Below are 24,468 nucleotides of genomic sequence, written 5' to 3'. Positions count from 1 at the left end.
GCGAGCCGTTGCAGGGGTGTTCCTCAGTCGACGAGACTGAGGAACACCCACCGCGCGTCCGGAGCCAGCCCCGCCAGCCGTCGTCCGCACCCGTGCAGGACCCCGGCCCCGGAGGTGATGTGCTGGGTGCCGCCGTGCAGGTCCCGGAACACGCGGTTGAGCGGGCCCTCGCGCAGGGCGGCGGTGCCGGCCCAGCGGTAGACGGTCTGGCCGATCTCGTGCGCGGTCCAGGTGGCGGTGTTCAGCGCGAGCCGGGTGAGGGTCTCCTGGTCGGTCGAGAGGGTCTCGCCGCGGTCGAGCATCGCCTCGTTGTCGGCCCAGACCTCCATGTTCCAGGCGCGGGCCGAGCGCAGCGACGCCTCGGCGCGGGCGTAGTCGGCGTGGAACTCGGCCGTGTCGACCCCGGCGCCGGGCGTGCCGCTCTTCGCCGTGGCGATCGCCTGCATCTCGTCGAGCAGCCGGCGCGCGACGCCGAGAGCCCACCCGGTGTGCCCGATCCCGGCCAGGTTGGCCACGCCGAGCCGGTAGAGGCCGCCGCCGACGAGCGGCTCCGTCGTCGGGCCGGAGTAGACGTACTCGGCCGGGACGAACAGCTCGTCGAGGTGGTAGTCGATGCTGCCGGTGGCGCGCAGGCCCATGACGTCCCAGTTGTCCACGAGCGTCGCCTGCTCCTTGGGCAGCGTGAACACCAGCATTTCGCCGGCCTGCTCGTCGAGCGCGGCGGTGTGCACGTGGGTCGCGTGGTGCAGGCCGGACGCGAACTGCCAGGAGCCCGACAACAGGTATCCACCCTCGACGGCGACCGCCCGGCCCGGCTTCGTGCCCTGCCCGGCCGCGCGCACCTCGCCGTCGTAGGGCGCGGTCAGCGACCGCCAGGCGGACTCGCCCAGGTAGGCCGCCGTCGCCCCGGTGATCATCTCGACGGCCATGACCACCCACGCCGTCGACGCGTCCGCGCGGGCGAGCGTCTCGACCGCCGCGATCTGCTGGCGCGGCGTGAACTCGCCGCCCCCCAGCTCTCGCGGCGTCCCGACCGCCCAGACCCCGCTCGCGCCCAGGGCCTCCACGACGCGCGGGGTCAGCCGCCCGCCGGCCTCGGAGCCCTCCGCCTCCGCGCGGAGCAGCGGGTCGAGCGCCTCGAGGCGGGCCATCATGTCGTCGACGTCGTCACCGGGTCGCAGGGCGCCCCGGGTGAGCTGCTCGGTCATGTCGTCTCCCTGGCTCCCACGGCGTGCGCCGACCCGTCGTCGGGACCCACCGACTCCCACGGCCGGGATGTCACGACGGTGCTCATCCCGTCACGCTAGGTGTGGTCCGCGTCTCGTCTCTCTCGGTAGGGTGCACGGACATCTCCGCCCCCTGCACAGCCGCGCGTGTCGGGGAGGAGGTGTGCCGGTGGACGAGGAAGTCCGGGACCTCGGTGCCTGGCGGGGTGCGGTCCGTGAGGCGCTCCTGCGGTTCGACGTCGACTGTCCCCGTCCCCAGGGCTTCCGGGGCAGCGTGACCCGTCGGCGGCTGGGGGAGACCTCGCTGATCGCGATGACCTCCCGACCGCACCGGGCGATCCGCACGGCCGAGCACATCGACCCGGGTCCCGCGGACTACCTCCTGTCCGTGCAGCTCGCGGGGACCGCCGCGTTCCGGCAGGACGGCCGGCTCGGGCGGGTCGCCCCCGGCGACATGGTCTTCTACGACTCGACCCGCCCCATCGAGATCACCAGCGGCGAGGACTACCGCAGCCTGTGCTTCCGGTTCCCGACGGCGGGTGCGGGCCGCCGGGCCGGCGACCTCACCGCGACGACGTTGCCCGCCGCCCACGGCCTCACCCCGGCGCTCGCGGGCCTACTCACCGGGCTGCACGAGGCACTCGGGACCGGCTCGCGGCCCGACGCGGTGCTCACCACCGCCCGGCACGCCACCGAGCTCGCCCGCACCCTGTTCGACGACGAGCTCGCGCGCCGCGGCCTGCTCGACCCCCCGGAGCCGCACGCCGAGCTCCGGGACCGCATCGATCGGCACATCGACGAGCACCTCGCCGAGCCGGATCTGTCACCGCGCTCGGTGGCCGCCGCGCTGTTCGTCTCCACCCGCCACCTGCACGCCGTCTTCGCCGAGGACGGGCGCTCCGTCGCCAGGACGATCCGGGAACGCCGTCTGCACCGCTGCCTGGACGACCTCGCCGACCCGGGACGGGCGAGCATGCCGGTCTCGGCGATCGCGCTCCGCTGGGGCTTCCCGAACGCGACCCGCTTCGGGCAGCTGGTGAAGACTGCGACCGGTCGGACGCCCGTGGCGTACCGGCGGTCCGTGCTGCGCGGCGCCTGATCACCACGGTGAGCGAGCCGAGGCCCCAGAACCAGATGAGGCTCGGCACGGAGGGCGTGATCGCCTCGCCGGACCCTCATCGAAGGACCGGGATCCACGCGGTGTGCGCTCGTTCTCGCTGGTCAGACGTGACTGTCAGGGGTTGCGTCTACAGTCGTCACCATGAGCAGGCCGGTGGTGGACGAGGTGGTGATGCACCGTGCCCAGGAGGTCATGGTGGCCGCCCGGCGCGCCGAGCATGCCGTGGTGTCCGAGGTCGCCGGGCTGGAGGCGACCGGGGCTGCGGAGATGTCGGGCTACACGTCGACCGAGCGGCTGCTGCAGGATCTGTGGCGGGTCGATCTGGGGGAAGCGCGCCGGCTGGTGCGCCACGCCCGCGCCCTGTGCGATCAGGTCACGCCGAGCGGTTCGACGGTCGAGCCGCGGTTGTCCGCGACCGCGCCGGTGGCCGCGGCGGGCGGGCTGGACCGCGGTCACGTGCGGGTGATCGACGAGGCGATGCGCTACCTGGAGAAGGTCGGCGGGATCGACCCGGCCGCGCTGGGCGAGGCCGAACAGTTCCTGGCCGAGAAGGCCGCGACGCTGGCTCCGAAGGGCCTGGCGCGGGTGGCCGCGCAGCTGATCTCGGCGTTGGACCCCGACGGGGTCGCGCCCGAGGAGGGCCCGGAACCCACCGACGAGCTGCGGATCGTGCGGCGCGCCGACGGGTCGCTGGCGCTGCGGGGTCGGTTCACCGGACGGGCCGACATCCAGCTGATCCTCGCGGCGTTCGACACGCTGTCCGGGCGGGCCGGCGCCGAGGACGAACGCGACCTCGAGGCCCGCTACGCGGCGACGTTGCTGGAGCTGTGCGGTCTGGCGATGGCCCCCGGCCGGATCGGTGCGAACGTCGCACCGCAGGACCGGGCGGATCCGGCCGAGACGACGGGGCCGACCGAGCCGGGCGACGGCGACCCGAAGCACCTGCTTCCGGAGCAACTCCACCCCGACGATGTGGCCCGCCGGGAACAGCACGACCAGCAGACCCGCGACGCCGCCGACACCGGGCCGGAGGACGAGGCCGGCGCCGACGTCGAGCCGGGGAACGGGCCCGCCGACGACGATGAGTCAGTCGAGCCCGAAGCCGCGAGTGGCGACATCCCGCCGGCGCTCGCCGGGCCGCGGGCATCGGGCCGGGCGCTGTTGACGGTGACCATGCCGCTCTCGTGGCTGCGCGACGGGATCGGGCACGCGCTGGTCGGCCCGGACGAGCGGATCGGCCCGGCCGAGGCCCGCCGGCTGGCCTGCGACGTCGGGATCGTGCCGATGGTGCTCGGCACCCGCTCGGAGCCCCTCGACGTCGGCCGGCTTTCCTACAAGATTCCCGAGGCCATTCGGCGGGCGCTGGTGTTCCGCGACCAGGGATGCGCCTTCCCGGGCTGCACCCGCCGCCCCGAACGCTGCGACGGCCACCACATCGAACACTGGATCGACGACGGCGAGACCTGCCTGAGCAATCTGTGCCTGTTGTGTCCGTTCCATCACCGCCTGGTCCATCACGGCGAATGGCAGATCGAGATGCGCGACGGGCGGCCATGGTTCATCCCGCCGGCCTGGCTCGACCCCGCACGACAAGCCCGACCCGGCGGACCCGGGACGTTCTGACACCGGCGATCGCCGAGCCTGGCGCAGGCGGCTCACTCCGAGTCGGAGCCCTCCCGTGCGCGGCGTTGGCCGATTAGCTCAACCGGGTCAACGCAACGGACGAGCGTTGACGCCCAGTAACACCGCCGAGTGGTCCAACGAGATCTCCACGGCTGCCACACCGGTGGTCAACTCTTGCTCGGGGGACTCCATGATCCACAGTGCCGCGCGGCTCCACGCCGCCCCGGCCGGCGGCCGCCCGTGACGGCCGACCTCACGCCCGTCGACCTGGAACCCCTCGGCCTGATGCTCGGGTTCGGCGGCGAGGCCGTCGTCCACGAGGCGGCGAACCTGCAGCTCGCCGAGACCGACGCGGAGCTCGTCTACAAGCGCTACCGAGCGCCCGGGCTTGCCGACACCGCCCACGACGTCGTCGCCGCCCGCCTCGCCCTCAGCGGCTCCGACCGCTCCCGCCTGGACTCGCTGACCACCTGGCCGCTGCGCCGCGTCGTCGACGCCGGCGTCCTCCACGGCGTCGTGCTGCCGCGCATCGGCCCGGCCTACATCCGCACGATGACCGTGCCGGGGACCGGCACGACCAAGACCGGACCCCGCGAGGCGCAGGGCCTGATGGTCCCCGAGCCGCACGGCACCCGCGTCCTCGGCGCGACGGCCGTGCCGAACCGCGACGCCCGGCTCGTCGTCTGTCGGGACCTCGCCGCGGCGCTGATGCTGCTCCACGACCGGATGGGCCTGGCCTACGGCGACCTGAGCGCCAAGAACGTGCTCGTCCGCCTCGAGGAGCACCCGCGCATCCTGCTCATCGACTGCGACGCCGCCCGACCGTCCGGCTCCGGAACGACGACCCTCCACAGCCCCGACTGGAACCCGCCGGAGGGCGGGCCGGCGACGACCGCGTCGGACGCCTACAAGCTCGGGCTCTTCGTGCTCCGGGCGCTGACGCCGGTCGCGCCTGGCTCCTACAACCGCGACCCGTCCTGGGCGATCAACGAGCTCGACGCCGACGGCTTCGACCTGCTGCGCCGCTCGCTGCACACCGATCCGCAGCGCCGGCCCCGCGCCGCCGAGTGGTACGTCCACCTCTCGCGGCTCCTGGGCGACCCGGTCGTGCCGCCGCGGTTCCTGGGCTGCGGGCTCTCGGTCACCGTCGTCGCTCCGGGGGACACGACCACCGTCCTCTGGCGGCTCGACGAGCCCGGCGAGGTCACCGTGACCTCGCACGGCCGCACGCTCGGCTCCGTCAGCGCGCCGGCCGGGCGGGGGCGCCGCGAGGTGAGCCCGACGACGTCGGGTGTGCTGCGGCTGCGCGCGTCGAACGCCGCGGGAGAGCAGGACACCGCGGCAGGCGCCGTCGTCGTCCTCTCGCCCCACCCGACGGCGGACCTCCCCGTCCCGATGCCGAGCCTGCCCCGGGAGGGGCTCCCGGCCGCTCCCGTCCCGCCGCCGCTGAACCTCCCGCCCGCGGTCTACGGCTCGACGCTGACCGCGTTCCCGCCGGTCCCGCCGTTCTGGCCGGCTCCCGACGACGGCGCCGGTCCCGTCGCCGGATCGACCCCCCGACTCCCCGACGTGCCCTGGTGGCTCGTCGACCCCACTGCCGTGCCGCAGGGCACGCCGACCCGACGCGAGGCCCGCCGATGAATGTCTCCCTGGCTCTCGCCCGCCTCGCCGGCGCGCGAACCGACGTGCTCGCGCAGTCGCGCTCGGACATCCCGAAGTACGCCACGATGGGTGGCGTCATCCTCTCGACGGCGCTCGTCGGGGCCGCCTCGGCGTTCTTCGCGCTGACGTCGGCGGCCGGGTTCCCCGCCTGGGTGGGGGCGATCGTCGCCGTCGGGTGGGGCGTCGTCATCCTCAACCTGGACCGCATGCTCGTCGTGAGCATGCACCGCGACGGCGGGTGGCCGGCGCTGGTCGGGGGCGTCGTCGCCCGCGTGGCCCTGGCCGCCGTCATCGGCACCGTCATCTCGACGCCGATGGTGCTGCAGATCTTCAAGCCGGAGATCGACAACGAGCTCGTCGTCATGCAGAACGAGCAGCGCCAGGCGCAGCAGGCCGAGATCGACAAGACCTTCGCCCAGCGCGCTCCGCTCGAGGCGCAGGTCGCCCATCTGCAGGCGGTCGCCTCCGGCCAGGAGAAGGAGACGGCGGCCTCCGACCCCGACGTCGTGAACAAGCAGCAGGCGTACGACAAGGCGAACGCCGCCTACGAGACGGCCGAGCAGGCGGCGATCTGCGAGACGCAGGGGACCTGTCCGGGCGCCTCCGGCGTCCCGGGGATCGGGGCGCTCCAGAAGCAGAAGCAGGCGTTCGCCGACCAGAAGAAGGGGGAGCGCGACGCCGCCCAGGCGGCCCTCGACACGGCCACGAAGAACGCCCAGCAGCGGATCGACACGGCCGGCCCGCAGATCCAGGAGCAGGCGAAGGCCGGGCTCGCCACCGCCCAGTCCCGGCTCGACGCGATGAACGCCGAGCAGAGCCAGTACGAGTCCTCAGCGGCGACCGCCGCCGAGCACGGCGGGGGACTGCTGGCCCGGCTCCAGGCGCTGGGTCGGCTCTCCGCGGGCAACTCGATGATGCAGTTCGCGCACATCATGGTGTTCGCGCTGTTCCTGCTGCTCGAACTGCTGCCGGTCATCGTCAAGTCGCTCGCGCTGCTCTCGAAGAAGAACACCTACGAGACGCTGCTCGAGCGGGAGAACCTCGAGGTGCTCGAGGGTGACGAGGACGAACGGCGTCGTGAGGTCGAGACCCGTCGTCGGGTCCGGGACGAGATCGAGGCCCACCGCGCCGACCGCATGATCGAGGCCGGCAAGGAGGCCACCGCCCACGTCCTCGAGACCCACCGCGCGGTGAGCCGCCGCGCCGTGGACGTGTGGGCCCAGGTGGCCCTCGCCCGCTCCGACGACCAGCTGCGGAGCTGGTTCGCCGCCCAGGGCGGCACCCGGTTCCCGCTCGATCCGGCCCCGGAGGAGCAGTCGCTCGTCGTCGACGCCCAGCGCGCCGACGACTCCGAGATCACGATGCCGATCCCGCTGTCGGCCCTCACCACGATCGAGATCCCGATCCAGCAGCCGTCGCCGACCGCGACGCCCGCCCACGGCACACCCGTCGTCGTCCCCTGACCCACCCGACCACGATCATCGGAGCCCGAACCACCATGACGCACCCGCAGGGCGCTCAGCTGCTGCCCTTCTACCTGGTCCTCGACGTGTCGCTCTCGATGCGCGGCGACAAGCTCGACGCGGCGAACCAGATCATGCCGACCATCCGCGACACCCTCGCCGAGAACCCGATCCTCGCCGACAAGGTCCGCTTCTCGGTGATCGACTTCAGTGACGACGCGCAGGTGCGCATGCCGCTGTGCGACCCGCTCGACGAGGCCGTCGACCTCCCGACGATGAAGGTCCGCGGCCGGACCTCCTACGCGAGCGCGTTCTGGCTGCTGCGCAGCGAGATCGAGAGCGACATCAAGCAGCTCAAGGCGGACGGCTTCGCGGTCTTCCGGCCGGCCGTGTTCTTCCTGACCGACGGCCTGCCCACCGACAAGCCGACCGTGTGGCGTGACGCATTCGCCGACCTCACCCACTGGGACAAGCAGACCCAGCAGGGATTCCGGACCTACCCGAACATCATCCCGTGCGGCGTGGGCCAGGCCGACCCGGCTGTGCTGCGCGAGCTCATCCACCCGGCCGAGGGCGCCAAGCGGATGCAGATGTATCTCATGGAGCAGGGCGGCGACGCGGCCCGGGCGATCAGCGCGATCGCCGAGATCCTGGTGTCGAGCGTCGTCGCCTCCGGCCAGAGCATGACCCAGGGCGGCACCGGCCTGGTCCTTCCGGAGAAGGCGCTCCTGCCGGTCGGGGTCGACGCCTACACCGCCGACGACGACATCTTCATGTGATGGACCTCCCGACGATGCTCGACGCGGACACCCAGGAGCTGACGGCGTCCTGGTCCGGGACCGTCACGCCGTACGTCGTCGGCGACCCGGGACGCGCCGCGACGGCGGTGGTGGAGCGGCTCGCGCGCGACGCCCCGGACCACCACGGGACGGTGCTCGACGGCGCCGTCGTGCGCCCCGACGACGAGGCCCCGTGGACCCACGTCCGCGGCGCGAGCGTCCGGGGGCTGCGCCACCGGCAAGACGGCGTCGTCCGCCAGGACGAGTACTGCTTCCGGCAGACCGCCGACGACCGCTACCTGGTCGTCGCCGTCGCCGACGGGGTGTCGGCCGGGTCGCTGTCGCACGAGGCCGCCGGGGTGGCGGCGCGGTTCGGGTGCGAGATCGTGGGGGACTGGCTCGGGCAGTGCGAGGTGTCGGAACTCCCATGGGAGCACGTGCTGAAGACGCTGAGCGATCTGGTCGTGCAGCGGGGTCGTGCGGTGCTGCGCCGGCGGCGGGTCTCGGTGGATGACTGGTCGGAGGGTGCGTTCGGCGAGGCGCTTGCGACGACCCTGGTCCTCGCCGTCGTCGACCTGCGTCCCGACGACGGGTCCTACCGCGTCGAGGTGGTGCGGGTCGGCGACTCGTCGGCGTGGGTGCACGGCGCGGCGGGTGGGTGGCGGAGCCTTCACGGGCTCAAGAACGACTCCGAGGTGATCGCGTCCTCGGCCACGGCTGCGCTGCCGCAGGTGACGTCGTTCGAGTCCGAGTCGTACCGGGTGGCGGCGGGCGACCTGCTGGTCCTGATGACCGACGGCGTCAGTGATCCGCTCGGCGACGGCGACGGCGACTTCGGCCGGTTCCTCTCCGAGGTCTGGGCGACGCCGCCGTCGGTGACGGCGTTCGGTGCCCAGGTCGACTTCGCCCGCAAGACGTTCGACGACGACCGGACGGCGGTGGCTGTCTGGTTGGGCTGATGGCGGCGTGACCCGGATCCGTGGTCACACCTGGGTGATCGGCGCGGTCGCCGTCGCGACCGTCCTCGAGGTGAGCTGGACGTCGACCGGGTTGGTCGTCGGCGCTACCTCGCAGCGCAGGCGCAGCGAGACGACGTCGGGCGTCGACAAGGTGCCCAGCATGGGCATCACGGTGAAGGCGTTCCCGTTCGAGTCGAGCGGCGGGAAGGTCGTCTGCGTGGCCTGGTCGAGGGGGCTCGCGGGGACGGAGTCGAGCACACAGAACAGGTCACGGGTCTCGGCGGGAGATGTCCCGGACGCGACCGAGCCCTCGACCGTCACGAGGACCGAATAGTCTCCGGCGGGCAGGCTCCCCAGGTCGAGCTCGATGAAGCCGCCCGTGTAGCCGGCGACGCTCGTGTTCCGGAACGAGGAGAAGGTCGGCGGAGATCCGGCTGGATTCACCACGGCGATTCCCTTCCGAGGTGGGCGAGGCCAGTTCCCGGCCGACGCCTCATCGACAGGGAAGCACAGAGAGATCGACGGGTCCATTCGAGCTACGTACGATTGCGTACTTCCTCACGACGGTCCGAGTTCTCGACACTGGTGCGCGGGGTGTCGACCAGGTGTCTCGAACTCGTCGCTGGGTCCCCGCTGGGGGACAGGGTGTGGAGCGGATTTCGTCAGTGGCCGTATCAACGGGCCGGCTTGTGTCTGATCGCGCTGCCGTGTCTCGTTGTCGCCGTTGCCTGCGGTCAGGCCCAGCCATCTGCGCAGCCGGTAGGAGGCGCATCGACAGCGCAGGCCGACGGGCAAGCAAAGCCGGGAATTCAGCCGGGCGGCTCGGGCTCGCCTGGTCAGCCCGGGGGATCTGGCTCGCCTGGGGCGAACGGCACCTCTGGTGGCGGCGGCCAGCCTGGCTCGCCGGGCCAGCCCGGGACGCCGGGTGGAAGCGGCCCGCCCGCCGCGGGTGGTCACCCCGCGGCGCCCGGTGCGCCCGGTGCGCCCGGTGCGCCCGGTGTGCCCGGTCGACCGGGCACGCCCGGTCAGCCGAGTTCGCCTGCTCAGCCCGGCGGGAGACCCGGAGTGCCGGGGGCGCCCGGGCAGGGGTCGACGCCGAGGCAAGGGGCGAAGTGGGACCTGGATGCCATCGACGCGAATGATCGGTTCGAGACGACCCCGGATGGCGTCTACCAAGCCGCACTGGGTCAATGTTCCACCGGGAAGTGCACGATACGGGTCGTTGCGCAGGACGGTGCTTCGCTCGGTCCTCTGAAAAGCCTGGACAAGTTCTCCGATTGTCCGTACCTCAGCGGTGGGGGTTCTGCGGATACCACGTGTCGGTTCCTTCACGACATCGAGTACTCCCCGCCCGCGATGAAATACGACAAGACGGGCAAGCTCGTCCCGTGTGACTTGGAGTACGAGGACGGTTGCAAGCTGCAAGAAGGAACGACGATCAAGATCGTCATCACCAAGCCGCTGGACAAGGATCAGCAGGCGACGATGTTCGCTGATGCCAACAAGCAGATCGTGGCGAGATGTCAGAGCCATCCCGATTCGTCGAATCCGGACAAGTGCAACTCGGCCGCCACGAACTCGGAGGAGGCGCAGTCCGCGGCCGAGCTGGCGCCGGGCGCGAAACCGACGCCGACCAAGACCTCCACGCCGACCAAGACCTCCACGCCGAAGAAGCCACCGGCACCCGTGACCTCGACGGCGGAGGTGCCTCCACCGACTACCACGACAACTACGTCCACGACGCCGCCGACGAGCTAGGAGCCGGCGTTCCATGGGTCCCGGTCGGGCCGAGAAGCCCGTGCACTCGGCTGCGTCCGGAGTACGGCGCACACTGAGGCGCGCGAGCGCCCAGCCGCCGCCGAACCGTGCACAGTCGAACGGGTGGAAACCGAACACGGGCGACCATGGCAGCTCGTCGTCATCGTTGACGGCCGCCAAGGTGGCGCAGACGTTCGCGGCCGTGATCGCCCCGACGACGGTGATCACGGCGCTCCTGTTCTATTTCGGCCGGCTCCACGCCCAGGCGTTGACCCGTTACTTCGGGGTCAGCTTCACCGTCTTCGACTTCACGACTCAGGACTACCTGGTCCGCAGCGCTGACGGGCTCTTCGTGCCGCTGACGTTCGCCGCCTCCTTGGTGCTCGTGTCTCTGGTGCTCCGGCGGGGCTACCTGCTTCTACCGCCCACGGTCCGCGATCCGGTCGGGGCCGTGCTGATCCCGGTTCTCACCGTCGTCGGGCTCGGGATGCTCGTGGTCTCCCTCTTGATCGCCTGGGGCTCGATCGCGGCCGACTCCGCTCCGGAACTGGGCGGGCTGATGCTGTGTGCCGGGTCGTTGGCGTTGCTCTGGGCGTTGCGGTCCTGGGGTCGCCGAACCGGACCGTCGCTCGAAGGCCCCGCCTCGAGCCCGACCACTCGCGGAGCCGAGTACGTCGTCGGCTTCGTGCTGGTCAGCGTCGGACTCTTCTGGGCCATCAACAGCTACGCCATCGGCGTCGGCACCGGCCGAGCGGAACAGATCGAGAGCGACCTCGGCGCCTCGCCGGATCTCGTTCTCCTCAGTCGAGGGCGGTTGGGGATGCAGGCCCCGGGGATCACCGAAACGGTCTGCTCGGACCCTGGCATCAACCCAGAGTCCAGCTTCAGGTTCCGGTATACGGGGCTGAAGTACGTGCTCCAGTCGGGGAACTACTACCTGCTGCTACCGGCGACGTGGAGTCATGATTCGGGTCCGGCGTTCGTCGTGGCGCGAAGCGATTCGCTGCAACTGCAGTTCTATCCTCCGGGACAGGGAGTGCAGCTCACCTGCTAACGGGCGGTCGACATCGACGACGTGGACGCGGGTGGTCCAGGCCGCTTATCCGAGATCGGCCAGCACGTCAGCATGGGCGGCCCTGATCACCGGGCCGGCGTCGCACCAGAAGATGATTGCCTCGATGCGGAAGCGCAGGAACGCCTCGTCGGAGCGTTCGATGAGGGCGATGCCGTCGCGGGCGGCGCGGAACCGCAGCACGGCGCCGGCCCGGGCGAGGTCGACGACGTCGACGGCATCGGTCGCGAGCAGTTGCGCGGCCGCGGCGATCAGGGCCGCGGGGTCGGCGTCGCCGAGGTAGCCGAGGTCCCAGTCCGAGGTGGGGCCGGCGTCGCCGCGGGCGCGTGACCCGTGGAGCACGAGCAGGTCGAGGCCGGCGGCGGCCGGGTGCTCGTCGAGCGCCGCCGCGAGGCTGCCGTTGTCCACGAACGGACGGTACCGACTCATCGCGGGACTCTCGATGTCCGACGCGTCGCGACTCCCGGGGCGAGAGCCCGCCGAAACCCACTTTCAAGCCAAGGATGCGACGCGTACTCGCTTCAGGCGCGGTACGACACGATCAGCCGCGACGCTGCACTGCGTGTGTGCACTGGACGCGCCAGCTCTGCGATAGTGGCGGACATGCCGGACGAGCACCGGGCCGCCGCGGCGGCCGCGCTGCGTGCGGCCGGTGCGCGCTTCGGCTTCGTCCATGGGAGCCGCGCGGGAGGACGACCTCGTCCGGACTCGGATCTCGACGTCGCAGCCTGGTGGGGGGAGTCAGCGCCACCGGCATTCGAGGTCGAGACGCCGCCGGGGGTGGACCTGCTCGTGCTCGACGATGCTCCGCTCGAGTTGGCGGGCCGGGTCGCGATCCGGGGCGAGCTGCTCTTCGATGACGATCCGGTCGCTCGGGTGCGGTGGGTCGCGACCACGCGCAAGATTTATCTCGACGAGCTGCCCCGAATCGAGCGCAGCCGACGTGAGTTCCTCGAGGCCGTGCGCCGTGGTCGATGAGGCGCGGGTCGAAAGGCTCTTGCGGTCGCTGTCGGACGATCTCGCGTATCTGCGCGACGAGTCCTCGGCCGACGCCGCTCGTCGTAGCGATCCCTCCTGGCTGCGCGCGGTGAAATACACTTTCGTCACCGCGATCGAGGCTGCAGTGGACGTCGCTCAGCATTTCTGCGCGACGCAGGGTGGGGTCCGCCGTCGACCAACGCTGACGCGATCCAGGTCCTGGGGCGCCACCGGGTCCTCGAAGCCGATCTTGCCGGGCGCATGGCTGCGGCGGTCGGGTTCCGCAACGTCCTCGTCCACGAATATGTCTCCGTCGACGACATGATCGTCGTGGCCCGTCTGGACGATCTCTCCGACCTCCGGGCCTACATCGCCGCGATCGCGACCTGGCTGGAGCTGGAGCGTCGGCCGCGCTGACCCGGCGGACCACGACGTCGAGAGAACGGGCGCCAGGCGTCATCAGGACGCCGTTCGGAACCCCTCCGCTCGGCGATGCTCTTCAGCGCGACCCGTCGTTCCCGCCGAGGTCGAAGAGCTCCTCGTTGCGCGCCGCCGCGGACAGCTCGGCCGTGGTACTGAGCCCTTGCTTCCCCACCTGGGCGATGCCGTCGCGGGCGGCGCGGAACCGCAGCGGGGCGGCCGCGCGACGTCGACGGCGTCGGTCTCGAGCAGTTGTGCGGCGGCGGTGGCCCAAGTCAGCAGGTCCAGGCCACTGAGCTTCCTTGCCGCGGTTCGGATGTTCCTGCATGAACACGCTTGTGATGATGCCGCGCGGGGGGTGATCCTCTTCCGGGCCGGCAGACCCGTCGGCGCGAGGGGGGCCGATCGAATGTTCCGGCGAACGCGGAGAGTTCTGTCCGACATTCTCGCGCTACGTCACATCGAGGCGTACCTGGTCGCGGGAGTCGCAGCTGCGCTTGTGGTCGTGCACATCTTGGGCGGGTCCGTGCCGACGGAGGCGCAGGAGGCTACAGTCCTGGCGGCCTTGACAGTGCTGATCTTGCGTTCAGTGTCGCCTGGCCGGGCGCCGACATTCGATCAGATCGCCGAGGACAGATCGGGTTTCGACCGGCATCCACTCAGCGAGCGGTGGAAGAGCGCACGCGAAGTATGTATCTTCGCACCGTCTGGGGTAAATCTCCTGTCCGCCGCGAATGCCGACCTGCTGCGCCGCGAGGTGCTGGCTCGTCCTCGCGGGATCGTTCGCGTTGTCCTGCTTGACCCGACTTGTGTGGAAGCAGTCGATCAGACCGGTCATCACCTCGACGACGAACTGGACTACCCGACACAACGGCTCGGTCCCGGCATCGACGCGACGATGGAGCAGTTGCGGACGATGGCCAGCTGGCCGGTGGCTGGTTCTTTCGAGTACCGGGTGCTTGGCTACAACCCCGGCTTCAGCCTGCTCGTCACGAACCCAAGTCAGGCTGGTGGCTCCGTGATCGTCGAGTTCCACGGTTTCCACAACGAGGCCACTGTCGGACGCATGCATATCGAACTAACGCGGGATGTCAGCGATCGCTGGTTCGCCTACTGGGTTGACCAGTTCGAACACATGTGGCGTCGCGCCGCACGACCGACGGGGCATCAACAGGGTGCATCCATGGAGGGGCTGAACGAGTGACATTACTCGGCTTCCGACTAGGTGCCGTACTACTCTCCGTATAAGGACCGAGCGGACATGCGCGGGGGGCCGCATGAGCATCCTTGGTGGAGACGCCGAGATCGATGAGATCTACGGCCGCGTCGCGCGTGCGCTCCGGAAGGCGCGGGCGGTCCCAGTGCTCGGCGCCGGGGCGAATCTGTGCGGTCGTCCGAAGGGTGCCGGATATGTGCCGGGTGAGTACCTTCCCAGCGGAGCGGAGCTCGCGGACCTCCTTGCCGGGTCCTTCGACTACCCCGATCGTGATCACGAGGATCTTGCGCGTGTATCACAGTTCATCGCGTCCACTGAGGGGCCAGGGCCGTTATACGACGAACTGCATGAGGTCTTCGACCCGCAATACCCGCCGACGATGCTCCATCACATCTTGGCGCGTTTGGCGCGGCACCTGCGCCTGGTCGACCAACCGAGAGAGGGAATGCTCTACATCACGACCAACTACGACCGCGCCCTGGAGCAAGCGTTCGAGGATATCGACGAACCGTTCGACCTACTGACCTATGTCGCGGATGGGCCCGACCGCGGCCGCTTCCGGCACCAGCCACACGGTGGTGATCCGGTGACGATCGACGTGCCTAACGAGTACCTCGACATCGACCTGACCGTCCGCCCGCTCATCGCGAAGATCCACGGTGCTGTCGAGGCGGACGCGAGCGACGACAGTTATGTCATCACCGAAGACCACTACGTCGATTACATCAGCCGGGCCGGCGAGAACTTCTTTCCCGTGACCGTTCAACAGAAGCTGCTGCGAAGCCATTTCCTCTTCCTGGGGTACAGCCTGCGGGACTGGAACTTCCGGGTGATGCTCTATCGACTCTGGGGGCTCCAGAACGGTCGTCGCTATCAGTCCTGGGCCATCGAGGCCAATCCACACCCGGTCGACCGCGCCGCCTGGAAGGAGCGCGGCGTCGAGATCGTTCCCGAGCGCCTCGAGAGCTTTGTTGGTTCCCTAGAGCGTCGGTTTCCGCGATATTCCGACGACGACCCGCGACCGGTCTCACCGTGACCACCACAGCTGTTGGCGCGATCCCGGTTCCGCGCAGTGCTCGCAGTAGTCACTGTCCCTACGTCGGGCTCGTCCCATTCACCGAGGATGACAGAACGCTGTTCTTCGGGCGTACTCGCGAGGTGAGGCTCCTCGCTGCGAACTTGTCTACGAGGCGACTCACTCTCCTGTACGCCCCGAGCGGTGTGGGCAAGACGTCACTGTTGCGTGCCGGCCTACTACCCCACCTGCGCGAGGTGGACGCGGACGACGAGCCGGATGACGAGGACGCCCGAGGAGCCGGCCCCCTCGTGGTGTATCTGAGCGACTGGAGTGGAAGCGGACTGGACGCGGTCGTCCGCGGAGTGTTACTGAGCATCGAAGACCGAGCGCTAAACGGAAGCGTCGTCGAAAGATTGCGGAACCCTTCCACGCCTGACGTTGCCTGGCTCGCGCAAGTCCTCGATGCCACTGGATCCGAGGCGCTGTATCTGGTGCTCGACCAATATGAAGAGTACCTGCACTACCACCGCCCGGATGGCGGGGACGGACTTCCGGCGCTTCTTGGCCAGATCGTCCGGGGTCGTGAGCTGCAAGTGAACGTTCTTCTGGCCATCCGCGAGGATGCCCTCGCGCAGCTCGATCACCTTAAGGGCAGCGTTCCCGGTCTCTTCGAGAACTACCTCCGGCTGGCTCACCTCGGGCGCCGAGAATCCCGCGAGGCCATCGAGGGGCCGCTGGCCCAATACAACCTGATCTGCGCGGCCGATGAGCGCATGACACTGGAGCCAGGGCTTGTTGAGCGACTGCTCGACCAGGTGCAGGTAGGCCGACTGACCATCGGTGCCGACGGCGACACTGCGGAGGCCCCCGAGCACTCTGCTGGAGCCCCGGATCGCCACGATATCGAGGCGCCATTTCTTCAGCTCGTTCTTGTGCGACTGTGGGAGGAGGAGCGCACCCAGCACTCGGCGGTTCTGCGGGTGGCGACCCTCGACGCGCTCGGCGGGGCGCGCACCGTCGTGCAGACCCACCTCGACACCGTCATGGGGGCGCTCAAGCCCCAGGAACGCGACCTCGCCGCTCTGGTCCTCCGCCACCTGGTGACCAGTCGCGGCTCGAAGGTGGCCCTCAGTGTCGCCGACCTTTCGGATCTCACCGACACTGAGCCCGAGCGGGTCGTGGCTTTGTTGGAGGACCTCAGCTCGGGTACGCGCCGAATCCTTAGGCCCCTCCCGCCATCGGTGCCGAGCGCCGGCCCGACAACGTATGAGATCTTCCATGACGTCCTCGGCGGCGCGATCCTCGCCTGGCGTCGGCGCCACCTCGCGGAGATGAGGCAGGAGGCAAACGACCGAGCACTCCAGGCCGAGAAGAACGCCGCTGAAGACGTCCGCCGGCGCCTGCGGCGCGCCCGGCTCGTCGTTGCTGCGCTGGCTGCTCTCGTCCTGGTGCTCGTTCTAGTCGGGGGCGGGTTCTTCGTCCACCGGGTGACAGAGAGCAGCCAGGCCAGCGAAGAGTACGCAACGACCTCGGCGATCTCGCCGGCGAGCAGCCTCGGTCCCGCGCTCCACGTATACAGTCTGAACCAGTCGTCCGATACTCAGACTGCTGTCATGCGAGCCTGGTCGGCCATCCGCGGGACAATTGTCGTCGGAGGCACCTCAGCATCGAAAGTGCGGCGACCGCTCAAGACGCCGGACGGCGCCCTGCTCGCCGTCGATCGTATGAGTCAAATGACGGTCATCGACCCGCAGGGCAATCGTATCGGTGGAGTCCGCCTTGGAGCGCTCTCAGGCGACATTGCCCCCGCTCTTGATCCTTACGATAGTGACCGCTTCGCCGCCGTCGACGGGCGAGGCGACGCTGTCGTGGGGAGCCTTACCGGAAAGTCCGCTCCGTTCGTCCTCGGAGACGTCCCTGAGGGGACGAACTTGCTTCGGTTCCTCGCGCCTTCCGCGACCCCTCTGCTCCTGGCGACGGGCTCCGGGGGCGACGTCTCGGTCGTTCCCGCGACGAACACGGGTGAGAGCCGGACCCTGGAGCGTGGGGCGCTCGCAAGTACGCCGAGCGACGACGGTCGCAGCGTGATCATCGAGGGATCCGACCACCGACTCCGAGCGTGGGACGCGACGACTGGAGCCCTTCTCGCCCAATCTCGCGATCCCATGCCTGACCTTCCCGCTCGGGTAGACGGACAGCTGCAGCCTTTCGGGACAGGCGTCGTGCTTGTTGACCTAGGGCCACGCGACCACATCATTACCTGGGATTGGCGGACCCAGGCCCAGCCAATACTGCACCAAGTCCAGGAGTTCCGTGGCTCCCTTTATGCGATTTCTGTCGACCAAGCGCGGAAGCGCATCACGCTCGCGGAGGATCAAACGAGTCGGACCTATGATTTGGGCAATGGTAAACTGCTGGGGCAGATTCCTAATCAACTGGTCGATATCTCTGACGCCCAGTCCAGCCCAGACGGGAAGTGGCTCGCAACTGCGGGGGACGACGGCAAGGTGTTCGTCTGGAGCCAGTACCCCTCTGGCGCACTGAGCGCGGATCCCATATACACACTGCAGGGGCACGTGGGCTCGGTCTCTGAGGTCAGTTGGGGCACGGACTCCCGCGAACTGTCATCATGGGGTTCGAATGACGGCACGGTGCGGCACTGGGTGTTGCCGCAGGTGCAGGTCTCGTCGCATCCTCAACCGATCACCGGGATGGATGTCAGCACGGACAAGACCGCTGTGGCCGCCGTGTCAGGCGGCCTCCTCACCGTCAGCGACAGCGGATCGATCGAGACCCCATCGGCCGAAGCGCCATATACCAATGGAGCGCATCCGTTGGTCAAGTTCGTACCGGGACGCGACGACGAACTGGTCACCGTCGACGACAGCGCGCTGGCACCGAGGATGTGGACGCGGAAGGGGAACGCTCTGATCCCGGGTCCGGCTTTTCCGTCGATCACCAACGCTGTCGAGGATCTGGCCGTCGGGTCGGACGGCGAGGTCGTTGTGGCCGACAACAAGGGCTACGTCGATCGGTGGGACGCCGCCGGCCACGCGCTGCCTCCTCTGCACCGACCGGACGCATACGGCTCGCCGTCGTTCGCTCAGTACCTGTCCGTGGCGTTTGACTCGCGGAGTGGTCTACTTGCGGCTGGCAGTCTCGACGGGGTAACGATCTGGCGGCGAGACCCGAGCGGTCAGTTCGACGATGCGCAGTCGCAGGTGCTGCCGTCCCCGAATCCGATGACCTCGGTCGCGTTCGATCCGACGGCGAGCCGTCTGGTCGCAACGTCGTCAGACGGTACGTTCACGGTGTGGAATATGGTGGACGGGGGTGCCAAGACCGTCCAGGGCGGCCAAGATCAGCTCTATTCGGTAGCATTCGGAGACAACGGACGCCTCGTGGCGGTCGGCAGCTTGGACGGCACCATTGAGGTCTGGGACACCGCGACCTGGGCCCTCGTCGAGCAGGATCATGAGCACGCCGGGAGCGTTCTTGCAGTCGGATTCACGGCGGCAGACGGCAGCCGCCTAGCTTCCGCCGGCATCGACGAGAGGACCGTCTCGTCGTCGTGCGAGGCCTGTCGAGACCCGGAGGCCGCGCTGAAGCAGATCGTCGACCCGCCGCGCAACTGAACCGGGTCGGTATCTGCTTCTCCGCGCCAATGCGTGCGGAGCAGAGGACACGCGACAACGCGAGAGCCCCTTCCCGATTGTGCTCGTGAGGGCTCGACGAAGGAGAGCAGCGAGTCAGGTTGCGGGCCGGAACCCCCTCCGCTGAGCGATGCTACTCAGCGCGACCCGCCGCTCACGGCCCAGGTCGAACAGCTTCTTGTTCTGCGGCGCCATCGAGAGCTCGGCCGTGGTGCGGAGCCCCTGCTTGCCCATCTGACCGTCGACCCACTCCCGCAGGCTGGTGATCCCGTCGGCCGGGCCCAGGTCGATGATCTGGGGCGGGGCATCGGGGTCGATCCGTCGGAGCTGCTCGACCCGGTCGTTCTCCGGGTTCACCCACGACACGTATCCGCCGGGCTCCACGTCACGCGGCTTCTTCAGTGCACCAGTGAAGCTGTACCGGGTGCCCGCGACGGCCACCGGGTCGTAGAAGTGCGGGGTGAGGAAGTCGCTGACCGGCACTCCCTGGATGAGGTAGCCGAAGTCCTCGGCCTCGCACGGATCGCACGCCTCGACCAGGTACTGGAACTCGCTGGTCCCGTCGGCGATCTCGCCGTCCTCGACCGTGATCGATCGCGAGCTCTGGAGCTTGTTCCCGCCCGGGTCGACGAGCATCTCCAGCGTTTCGTGGCTGGCGGCCATCGTCCAGCCGTCGTTGTCCGGCGTCGCACCAACTAGTGACTGCGGCTGGTTCGCCGTCCCGCGGTGGAAGCCGCCGGCCCCTTGTGGCATCTGGGACGGATCGACGAGGAACACCGGCCAGACCCCGGACGGGATGTGGCCGGAGTCGGGAAGGAAGATGACCGTCGCCTTGATGTCCCAGGCCTGCGGGAGATCCCGCATCACCTGGATGTTGAGCGCGTGGGCGGCGGCCGCGACGAGTTTGGCGTCGAGCGCTCCGGTGGTGTCGGTCAGGCCGACCTGCAAGATGGTCATGTCGAATCCTCTTCGGTCACACCGTCGCGCGGACCGGGTGCTCGGGCACCAGCGTCGCGACGGAGACGTGCGGCCAGCTCAGCCCGTTGAAGTTGAGCAACACGGTCTGGGTGTACTGGATCTGGGTGTAGGTGACGTCGATGGGCGTCCCGGCGGCGACGGGCTTCTCCGAGTGGATCGCGAAGCTCGGAACCGGCTTGCCGGCGGCCGTACTGCCGGGAACCACGAGCGGCAGGCCGGGCCGGTACGCGGTCGGCAGCGTGATGCGCTCCGAGACCGTCTCGACCCAGAAGATCGCGTCCATCTGCACCGCGTCGGCGTTCGGTTTCGCCGCGTCCTTGTCCCCGAGCAGGAACGCGATGTTGTCGGTCCCGCCGCCGAACAGGGGAGAGGCCGGGTTCGTGCTGATGATGATGACGGTGGTTGAGGTTATGTGCTGCTTCTTCTGCCGCTCGTCGATGACGAGATTCGGGTTCGCCAGGATCTCCTTGGTGATCGTCCCGGCCGCCGAGAACGACGACAGGTCCTGCGGGATCCGGAAGGTGCCCTCGTCGGCGACGTCCTGGCTCGGGAACCGGTCCACGAGCCGCCCGCTCGGGTCACCGATCGGGAAGGGCGTGATGTCCACCGGGTCGATGTGCGGTCCGCCGGGGACCGTGAACGACCTGCCCTGCGCCTCGATGGTCGCGCCGTGCGGGATGGAGGCCATGCGCGCGACGCTGGGGTCCTCGGCCGGGACCTGCGTCTTGGGTACCGACAGCCAGACGCCCGGCTCGAAGTGGATGTCCACCGGGTGGGCCGGGTCGGCGATGTCCTTGACCTTCTGCACGTAGGGGATGCCGTTGAGGAACGCATCGCCCTGCACGAAGCCCCGGTTGGGGATCGACCCGAGCGGGTCGGAGAACGAGAGGGACTCCTCGGTGAGGTTCAGCTCGAGGATGTTGTCGTTCGGCCCGTGCGCCGGCTTCGGCAGCTTCGTCGGGCTGACCGCGAAGTCCTGCGGCCGGAAGATGGTGTTGAGCCCGTTGCCCCGGAACGGGCCCTTGAAGCCCGCGATCCCTCCCAGACTGGGATCGGCGAGCGCCGCGCGCTCGGTCACGCTCGCGTCGCGGACGGCCGGGACCTCGCCCCATCGGAAGTCCTCGGTGAGCTGCGAAGCGGCGTCGGTGGCGTCAGGAATCGTCATGGTTCTCCCCTTGTACTTCTCTGAGTGGTCGCGGATGTCCGCTCGATCTGGCGGAGGAAGCGGGCGGCGGCGGTGCGACCGTTCTGGAACAGCGTGTTCTGGTCGTCCTGGGTCAGGTCGAAATCGGTCGCGGAGATGCCGCTGGTGTCGACGAAGACCGTGCGTCGGCCGACGCCCTCCTCGGCGAGGCGGTAGCGGTTCCAGTCGGCGGTGAGGGTCTGGAGTGCTCGTACCGCCAGGCCGAGCGTGGTGCGGACGGGCTCGTCGGCCGTCGTGGTCGGTCGCGCCGAGAGCTTGACGCCCCACGTCGGCCATCGGGGCGTGCCGCCGTCGGTGCGGTCGAACACGGTGATCGGGAAGTTGGACAACAGGCCGCCGTCCACCCAGGTCACCTGGCCGCTCGCGGTCGTCACCTCGACGGGCCGGAAGTAGAACGGGATCGACATCGACGCGCGGACGGCGTCGACCACCTTCTGGTCGCCGGGCTCCTTGCCGTACTCCCGGTAGTCCCAGGGCAGCCGGACCAGGGCGCGCCGGCTCAGGTCGCTGACGTGCACGACGAGGGAGTAGCGCTCGTCGGGGCCGAGCGAGTCGTGCGGATCATGACGCGCGAGGTCGGCGAAGGTCCTCACCCCGGCGCTCGCCAGGAGCGGCTCCAGCCATTCGACGAGGTAGTCACCGGAATGGGCACCCTCGTGCAGCAGCAGCTCCAGACCGTCGCCGACGGGCCCGGTGAGCCGCTGTAGCAGCGACCCCTCGGCGAACTTCGAGTACTGGACCCGCCGCATCTCGTCCTCGAGCTCGTGCAGGTCCTTCCCCGCGCGCTGGTACGCGGCGACGAGGGCGGCGACGATCGCTCCGGCGGCTGGTGCCCGCAACGCGTTCGAACCGGTACCCGGCGTCGTACAGCATCAGCACGGCGCCGAGCAGGCCGATGCCTTTCACACCGCCGCTCTCGAGAACCAGGTCGACCGAGCGGGTGTCGTCGGGAGCCATGGCCGTCATCCCCTCGGCGTCGTCGGGAGCTGGTCGTCGTCCTGCGGGCTCGCGAACGCGCGCACGAGCACCGTCGGGCCGTCGTCGGAGACGCGCAGCGGTCCGGTGACCCGGACCGGCCCGCCACCTGCCGGCTGCGTCCGCAGGCGGTCGAAGGCCTGGAGCTCGTCGACGCTGGCCGGTCTCGGCCGGCGGGCCTGGAGATCCCAGGCGACTTCGGTGCCGGGCTCGAGCGGGGCCAGGGTCACGACGACGGCGGTGTCGGGCACCGTCAGGTGCACCGCGTCGCCGACGTTCCCGACGATGCCGGTGAGGCTTACCTCGACCCCCCGGTAGTGGTAGCTGGCGTTGGCGGACTCGGCCAGCTGCGCCGGCCAGCGCGCGAGATCGGGCAGGCCGTGGTGGGTGAGGTAGACGGTCGCGGTGGAGTCCGCGCTGTTCGCGATCGGGCGTACTGCGCCCACACCGGCGAGCGTGCGGAGGGCCTCGTAGGCCCCGCCCCAGCAGCCGCCGAGGCCGTAGGGGCACTGCGCGGTCAGCCCGACCGTGACCTCGGTGCCGAGCCGGCCGTCGCGGACCCGCTCGGTCACCGCGTCGTCGAGTTCCTCGATCGTCGGGCCGGGGGAGGAGGCGTCGGCCTCGGTCTCGAGGGCGGCGTCGGCCAGGGCCGCGTGCGGCGTGGCCGGGCCGCGGACGTGCACGATGCGCGCCACCGACGGGACACCCGCGGCGCTCAGCACGAACAGCATGTAATGCCCGGGCAGACACGCGGCCGGACTCGTCGGCACCGTCGCGGTGATCGTCGAGCCGCGCGTGGTGAACGGCAGTACGTGGATCCGTTGGGTCGCGTTGAAGGCGTGCGTGACCGAGGAGAGGCGGACGAGGGTCACCTTCCCGACGGCGGGTCCGCTGGTCGTGATCTCGACGGTGCCGCCGTCGGCGACCTCCGTGGCGCTGACCTTGTCGATGCGGGGCCGCGGTCCCGCGAAGAGATAGGGCGGGTGGAAGAACTGCCCGTCGCGGTGGCTGTCGTGGGGATTCGCCTGTCCGGCGAACTCGCCGCTGCCGGCGCTGAGCACCCGGCCGTCGGGCAGCAGGACCGCCGTCGAGTGGTAGCAGCGGTCGACCGACTCGGCCGCCAGCCGGGTCCAGGCGTTCGTCGCGGGATTCCAGAGCTCGGCGACGTGCACCGGCTTGCCCGGGGTGAGGTCGTTGAACCCGGGGCCGCTGGTGCCACCGGTGACCAGCACCGTGCCGTCGGGCAGCAAGGTGGCGTTGTGCTGGCGACGCGCGAAGGCCATCGGCGGTCCCTCGCGCCAGGTCGGCGCCGGACCGGAGAGATCGATGAGGCTGGTCCGGGCGGTCGGGAGATCGGTGCCGGGGTCGTTGCCGCCCCCGATGTAGATCACCTTGCCGGGCTCGTACATGACCGAGGGCGCGTACTGCCGCTCCCCGTCGGGTCGGGTCAGCCCACCGGTCCACCGGTTGGCGTGCAGATCGAGGAACGGGGTCTCGGCATTCGTCCCGGTGACGAAGAGGCGCCCGTCGGGGACGAGATGCATCCGGGGGTAGAGCGGCGGTGGACCCGGGAACGTCGCCGCCTCGTGCCACGCCTTCCCGTCCCAGATCTGGGGGACGTTCGTGACGACCGTGCCCCTGCCCGGGATCACGGCGCTGCCCGAGAGCACCAGGACACGACCGTCCGGAAGTGTGGTGACGCTCGGGTACCACCGACCCTGGTTCATCGCCGGCAACGGGGTCCAGGTGTTGGCGTGATGGTCGTAGATGCAGGCCTGGTTGACGCCGTTGCCGTCCTGCAGGTGCCCGCCGGCCACGAGCAGGCGGCCGTCGGGCAGCAGCGTGTGGCCGGAGCAGAAGAGGTTGACGGTCTCGCCGGTGGCAGCCCGTGGCTGGGGCGTCGGCTGCGTGCGATTGGTGGCGGGCTCCCAGACCTGCGGAGTGCAGAAATGGTCGTCCATGGTGCCTGTAGGGGAGTCGCGCCGACCCCAGAGCAGGATCCTGCCGTCGGGGAGCAGATGGCAGTGCACGGCGACGTTGGGCAGGGTGACGACGTTTCCCCACCGGCCCGTTTTCGCGGCGCTCGCCGTGGCCGCCTCGCTCGCAGAACCGTCGGGCAGATCCGTGGTGGACGGATCCACCGAACTGGTCGGAACCGACACGTTCCACCCCCGAGAGATGAGAACGACCGAGATCTCCCCCACTGCGCCCCGATCGATTGCGCCAGTGTCCGGACGGATCGGCGCCGCCCACAATGCGTAGGTCTTCTTAGTCCATTCGAGAGATATGAGCGGGAGTTTCCGACCAATCTGGCATATCCCACCAGTCATTGGTCCGTTCGGCGGTGGCTGCATGAGGCCGCTC

At 69.7% G+C, this 24,468-nt stretch carries 20 protein-coding genes; 13 read left to right on the top strand and 7 right to left on the bottom strand.

The window, feature by feature from the left end; translation table 11 throughout:
- Window positions 1-23 precede the first annotated feature (23 nt).
- A complete protein-coding gene (locus LQ327_RS22505; RefSeq protein WP_230738002.1) occupies window positions 24-1,208 on the bottom strand; it encodes an acyl-CoA dehydrogenase family protein in 1,185 nt (394 codons plus the stop codon).
- Between the two features lie 187 nt (window positions 1,209-1,395).
- On the opposite strand from LQ327_RS22505, the gene LQ327_RS22500 reads away from it, so the two are divergent.
- The 6 genes from LQ327_RS22500 (at window position 1,396) to LQ327_RS22475 (ending at window position 8,832) form a co-directional block, all read left to right on the top strand.
- Window positions 1,396-2,325, top strand: a complete 930-nt coding sequence (locus tag LQ327_RS22500; protein WP_230738001.1) for an AraC-like ligand-binding domain-containing protein — start codon at window positions 1,396-1,398, stop codon at window positions 2,323-2,325.
- Between the two features lie 162 nt (window positions 2,326-2,487).
- A complete protein-coding gene (locus tag LQ327_RS22495; protein WP_230738000.1) occupies window positions 2,488-3,969 on the top strand; it encodes an HNH endonuclease signature motif containing protein in 1,482 nt (493 codons plus the stop codon).
- A gap of 240 nt (window positions 3,970-4,209) precedes the next feature.
- Window positions 4,210-5,610 (top strand): protein kinase family protein, encoded by a 1,401-nt coding sequence (locus LQ327_RS22490; protein ID WP_230737999.1) that lies wholly within the window; start codon window positions 4,210-4,212, stop codon window positions 5,608-5,610.
- Window positions 5,607-7,094 (top strand): DUF4407 domain-containing protein, encoded by a 1,488-nt coding sequence (locus LQ327_RS22485; RefSeq protein WP_230737998.1) that lies wholly within the window; start codon window positions 5,607-5,609, stop codon window positions 7,092-7,094. Before LQ327_RS22490 ends, LQ327_RS22485 begins: the two co-directional genes overlap by 4 nt.
- 35 nt (window positions 7,095-7,129) lie before the next feature.
- A complete protein-coding gene (locus tag LQ327_RS22480; RefSeq protein WP_230737997.1) occupies window positions 7,130-7,873 on the top strand; it encodes a vWA domain-containing protein in 744 nt (247 codons plus the stop codon).
- Window positions 7,873-8,832, top strand: coding sequence for a protein phosphatase 2C domain-containing protein (locus tag LQ327_RS22475; RefSeq protein WP_230737996.1), 960 nt, complete (start codon window positions 7,873-7,875; stop codon window positions 8,830-8,832). The genes LQ327_RS22480 and LQ327_RS22475 overlap by 1 nt, the downstream gene beginning before the upstream one ends.
- Window positions 8,833-8,856: 24 nt before the next feature.
- On the opposite strand, the gene LQ327_RS22470 is transcribed toward LQ327_RS22475, so the two are convergent.
- Complete coding sequence (locus LQ327_RS22470; RefSeq protein ID WP_230737995.1) at window positions 8,857-9,279, bottom strand: hypothetical protein; 423 nt, start codon at window positions 9,277-9,279, stop codon at window positions 8,857-8,859.
- Window positions 9,280-9,897: 618 nt separating this feature from the next.
- Here LQ327_RS22470 and LQ327_RS22465 point away from each other — a divergent pair.
- Window positions 9,898-10,590 (top strand): hypothetical protein, encoded by a 693-nt coding sequence (locus tag LQ327_RS22465; protein ID WP_230737994.1) that lies wholly within the window; start codon window positions 9,898-9,900, stop codon window positions 10,588-10,590.
- 181 nt (window positions 10,591-10,771) lie between these two features.
- Window positions 10,772-11,644 (top strand): hypothetical protein, encoded by an 873-nt coding sequence (locus tag LQ327_RS22460; RefSeq protein ID WP_230737993.1) that lies wholly within the window; start codon window positions 10,772-10,774, stop codon window positions 11,642-11,644.
- A gap of 45 nt (window positions 11,645-11,689) precedes the next feature.
- Here LQ327_RS22460 and mntA read toward each other — a convergent pair whose 3' ends face one another.
- The gene (mntA, locus tag LQ327_RS22455) at window positions 11,690-12,070 is read right to left on the bottom strand and encodes a type VII toxin-antitoxin system MntA family adenylyltransferase antitoxin (protein WP_230737992.1); all 381 of its coding nucleotides are present in this window, start codon (window positions 12,068-12,070) and stop codon (window positions 11,690-11,692) included.
- Between the two features lie 372 nt (window positions 12,071-12,442).
- Here mntA and LQ327_RS22450 point away from each other — a divergent pair, with 372 nt between their 5' ends.
- From LQ327_RS22450 to LQ327_RS34955, 5 genes are all read left to right on the top strand, one after another.
- On the top strand, window positions 12,443-12,640 hold the full coding sequence (locus LQ327_RS22450; protein WP_230737991.1) for a hypothetical protein: 198 nt from the start codon (window positions 12,443-12,445) through the stop codon (window positions 12,638-12,640).
- A 96-nt stretch (window positions 12,641-12,736) separates the two neighbouring features.
- Window positions 12,737-13,057, top strand: a complete 321-nt coding sequence (hepT, locus tag LQ327_RS22445) for a type VII toxin-antitoxin system HepT family RNase toxin (protein ID WP_308286362.1) — start codon at window positions 12,737-12,739, stop codon at window positions 13,055-13,057.
- Window positions 13,058-13,376: 319 nt separating this feature from the next.
- Window positions 13,377-14,264, top strand: a complete 888-nt coding sequence (locus tag LQ327_RS22440; protein ID WP_230737990.1) for a hypothetical protein — start codon at window positions 13,377-13,379, stop codon at window positions 14,262-14,264.
- A 73-nt stretch (window positions 14,265-14,337) separates the two neighbouring features.
- Complete coding sequence (locus tag LQ327_RS22435) at window positions 14,338-15,312, top strand: SIR2 family NAD-dependent protein deacylase (RefSeq protein ID WP_230737989.1); 975 nt, start codon at window positions 14,338-14,340, stop codon at window positions 15,310-15,312.
- Entirely contained in the window at window positions 15,309-18,929 is a 3,621-nt protein-coding gene (locus LQ327_RS34955; protein ID WP_230737988.1) for an NACHT and WD repeat domain-containing protein, read from the top strand. Before LQ327_RS22435 ends, LQ327_RS34955 begins: the two co-directional genes overlap by 4 nt.
- 114 nt (window positions 18,930-19,043) lie before the next feature.
- Here LQ327_RS34955 and LQ327_RS22425 read toward each other — a convergent pair whose 3' ends face one another.
- The 4 genes from LQ327_RS22425 to LQ327_RS22410 form a co-directional block, all read right to left on the bottom strand.
- Complete coding sequence (locus tag LQ327_RS22425) at window positions 19,044-19,904, bottom strand: hypothetical protein (protein WP_230737987.1); 861 nt, start codon at window positions 19,902-19,904, stop codon at window positions 19,044-19,046.
- Window positions 19,905-19,920: 16 nt separating this feature from the next.
- Window positions 19,921-21,090, bottom strand: a complete 1,170-nt coding sequence (locus tag LQ327_RS22420; RefSeq protein ID WP_230737986.1) for a heme-binding protein — start codon at window positions 21,088-21,090, stop codon at window positions 19,921-19,923.
- The gene (locus tag LQ327_RS22415) at window positions 21,087-21,968 is read right to left on the bottom strand and encodes a patatin-like phospholipase family protein (RefSeq protein ID WP_230737985.1); all 882 of its coding nucleotides are present in this window, start codon (window positions 21,966-21,968) and stop codon (window positions 21,087-21,089) included. The genes LQ327_RS22420 and LQ327_RS22415 overlap by 4 nt, the downstream gene beginning before the upstream one ends.
- A 123-nt stretch (window positions 21,969-22,091) precedes the next feature.
- Window positions 22,092-24,266, bottom strand: coding sequence for a galactose oxidase-like domain-containing protein (locus tag LQ327_RS22410; RefSeq protein WP_230737984.1), 2,175 nt, complete (start codon window positions 24,264-24,266; stop codon window positions 22,092-22,094).
- Between the last annotated feature and the right edge of the window lie 202 nt (window positions 24,267-24,468).

It is taken from the genome of Actinomycetospora endophytica (assembly GCF_021026375.1).
GTDB classification, from domain to species: domain Bacteria; phylum Actinomycetota; class Actinomycetes; order Mycobacteriales; family Pseudonocardiaceae; genus Actinomycetospora; species Actinomycetospora endophytica.
The sequence above is the reverse complement of the archived record's forward strand: the minus strand, read 5'-3'. Positions and strand labels throughout refer to the sequence as shown.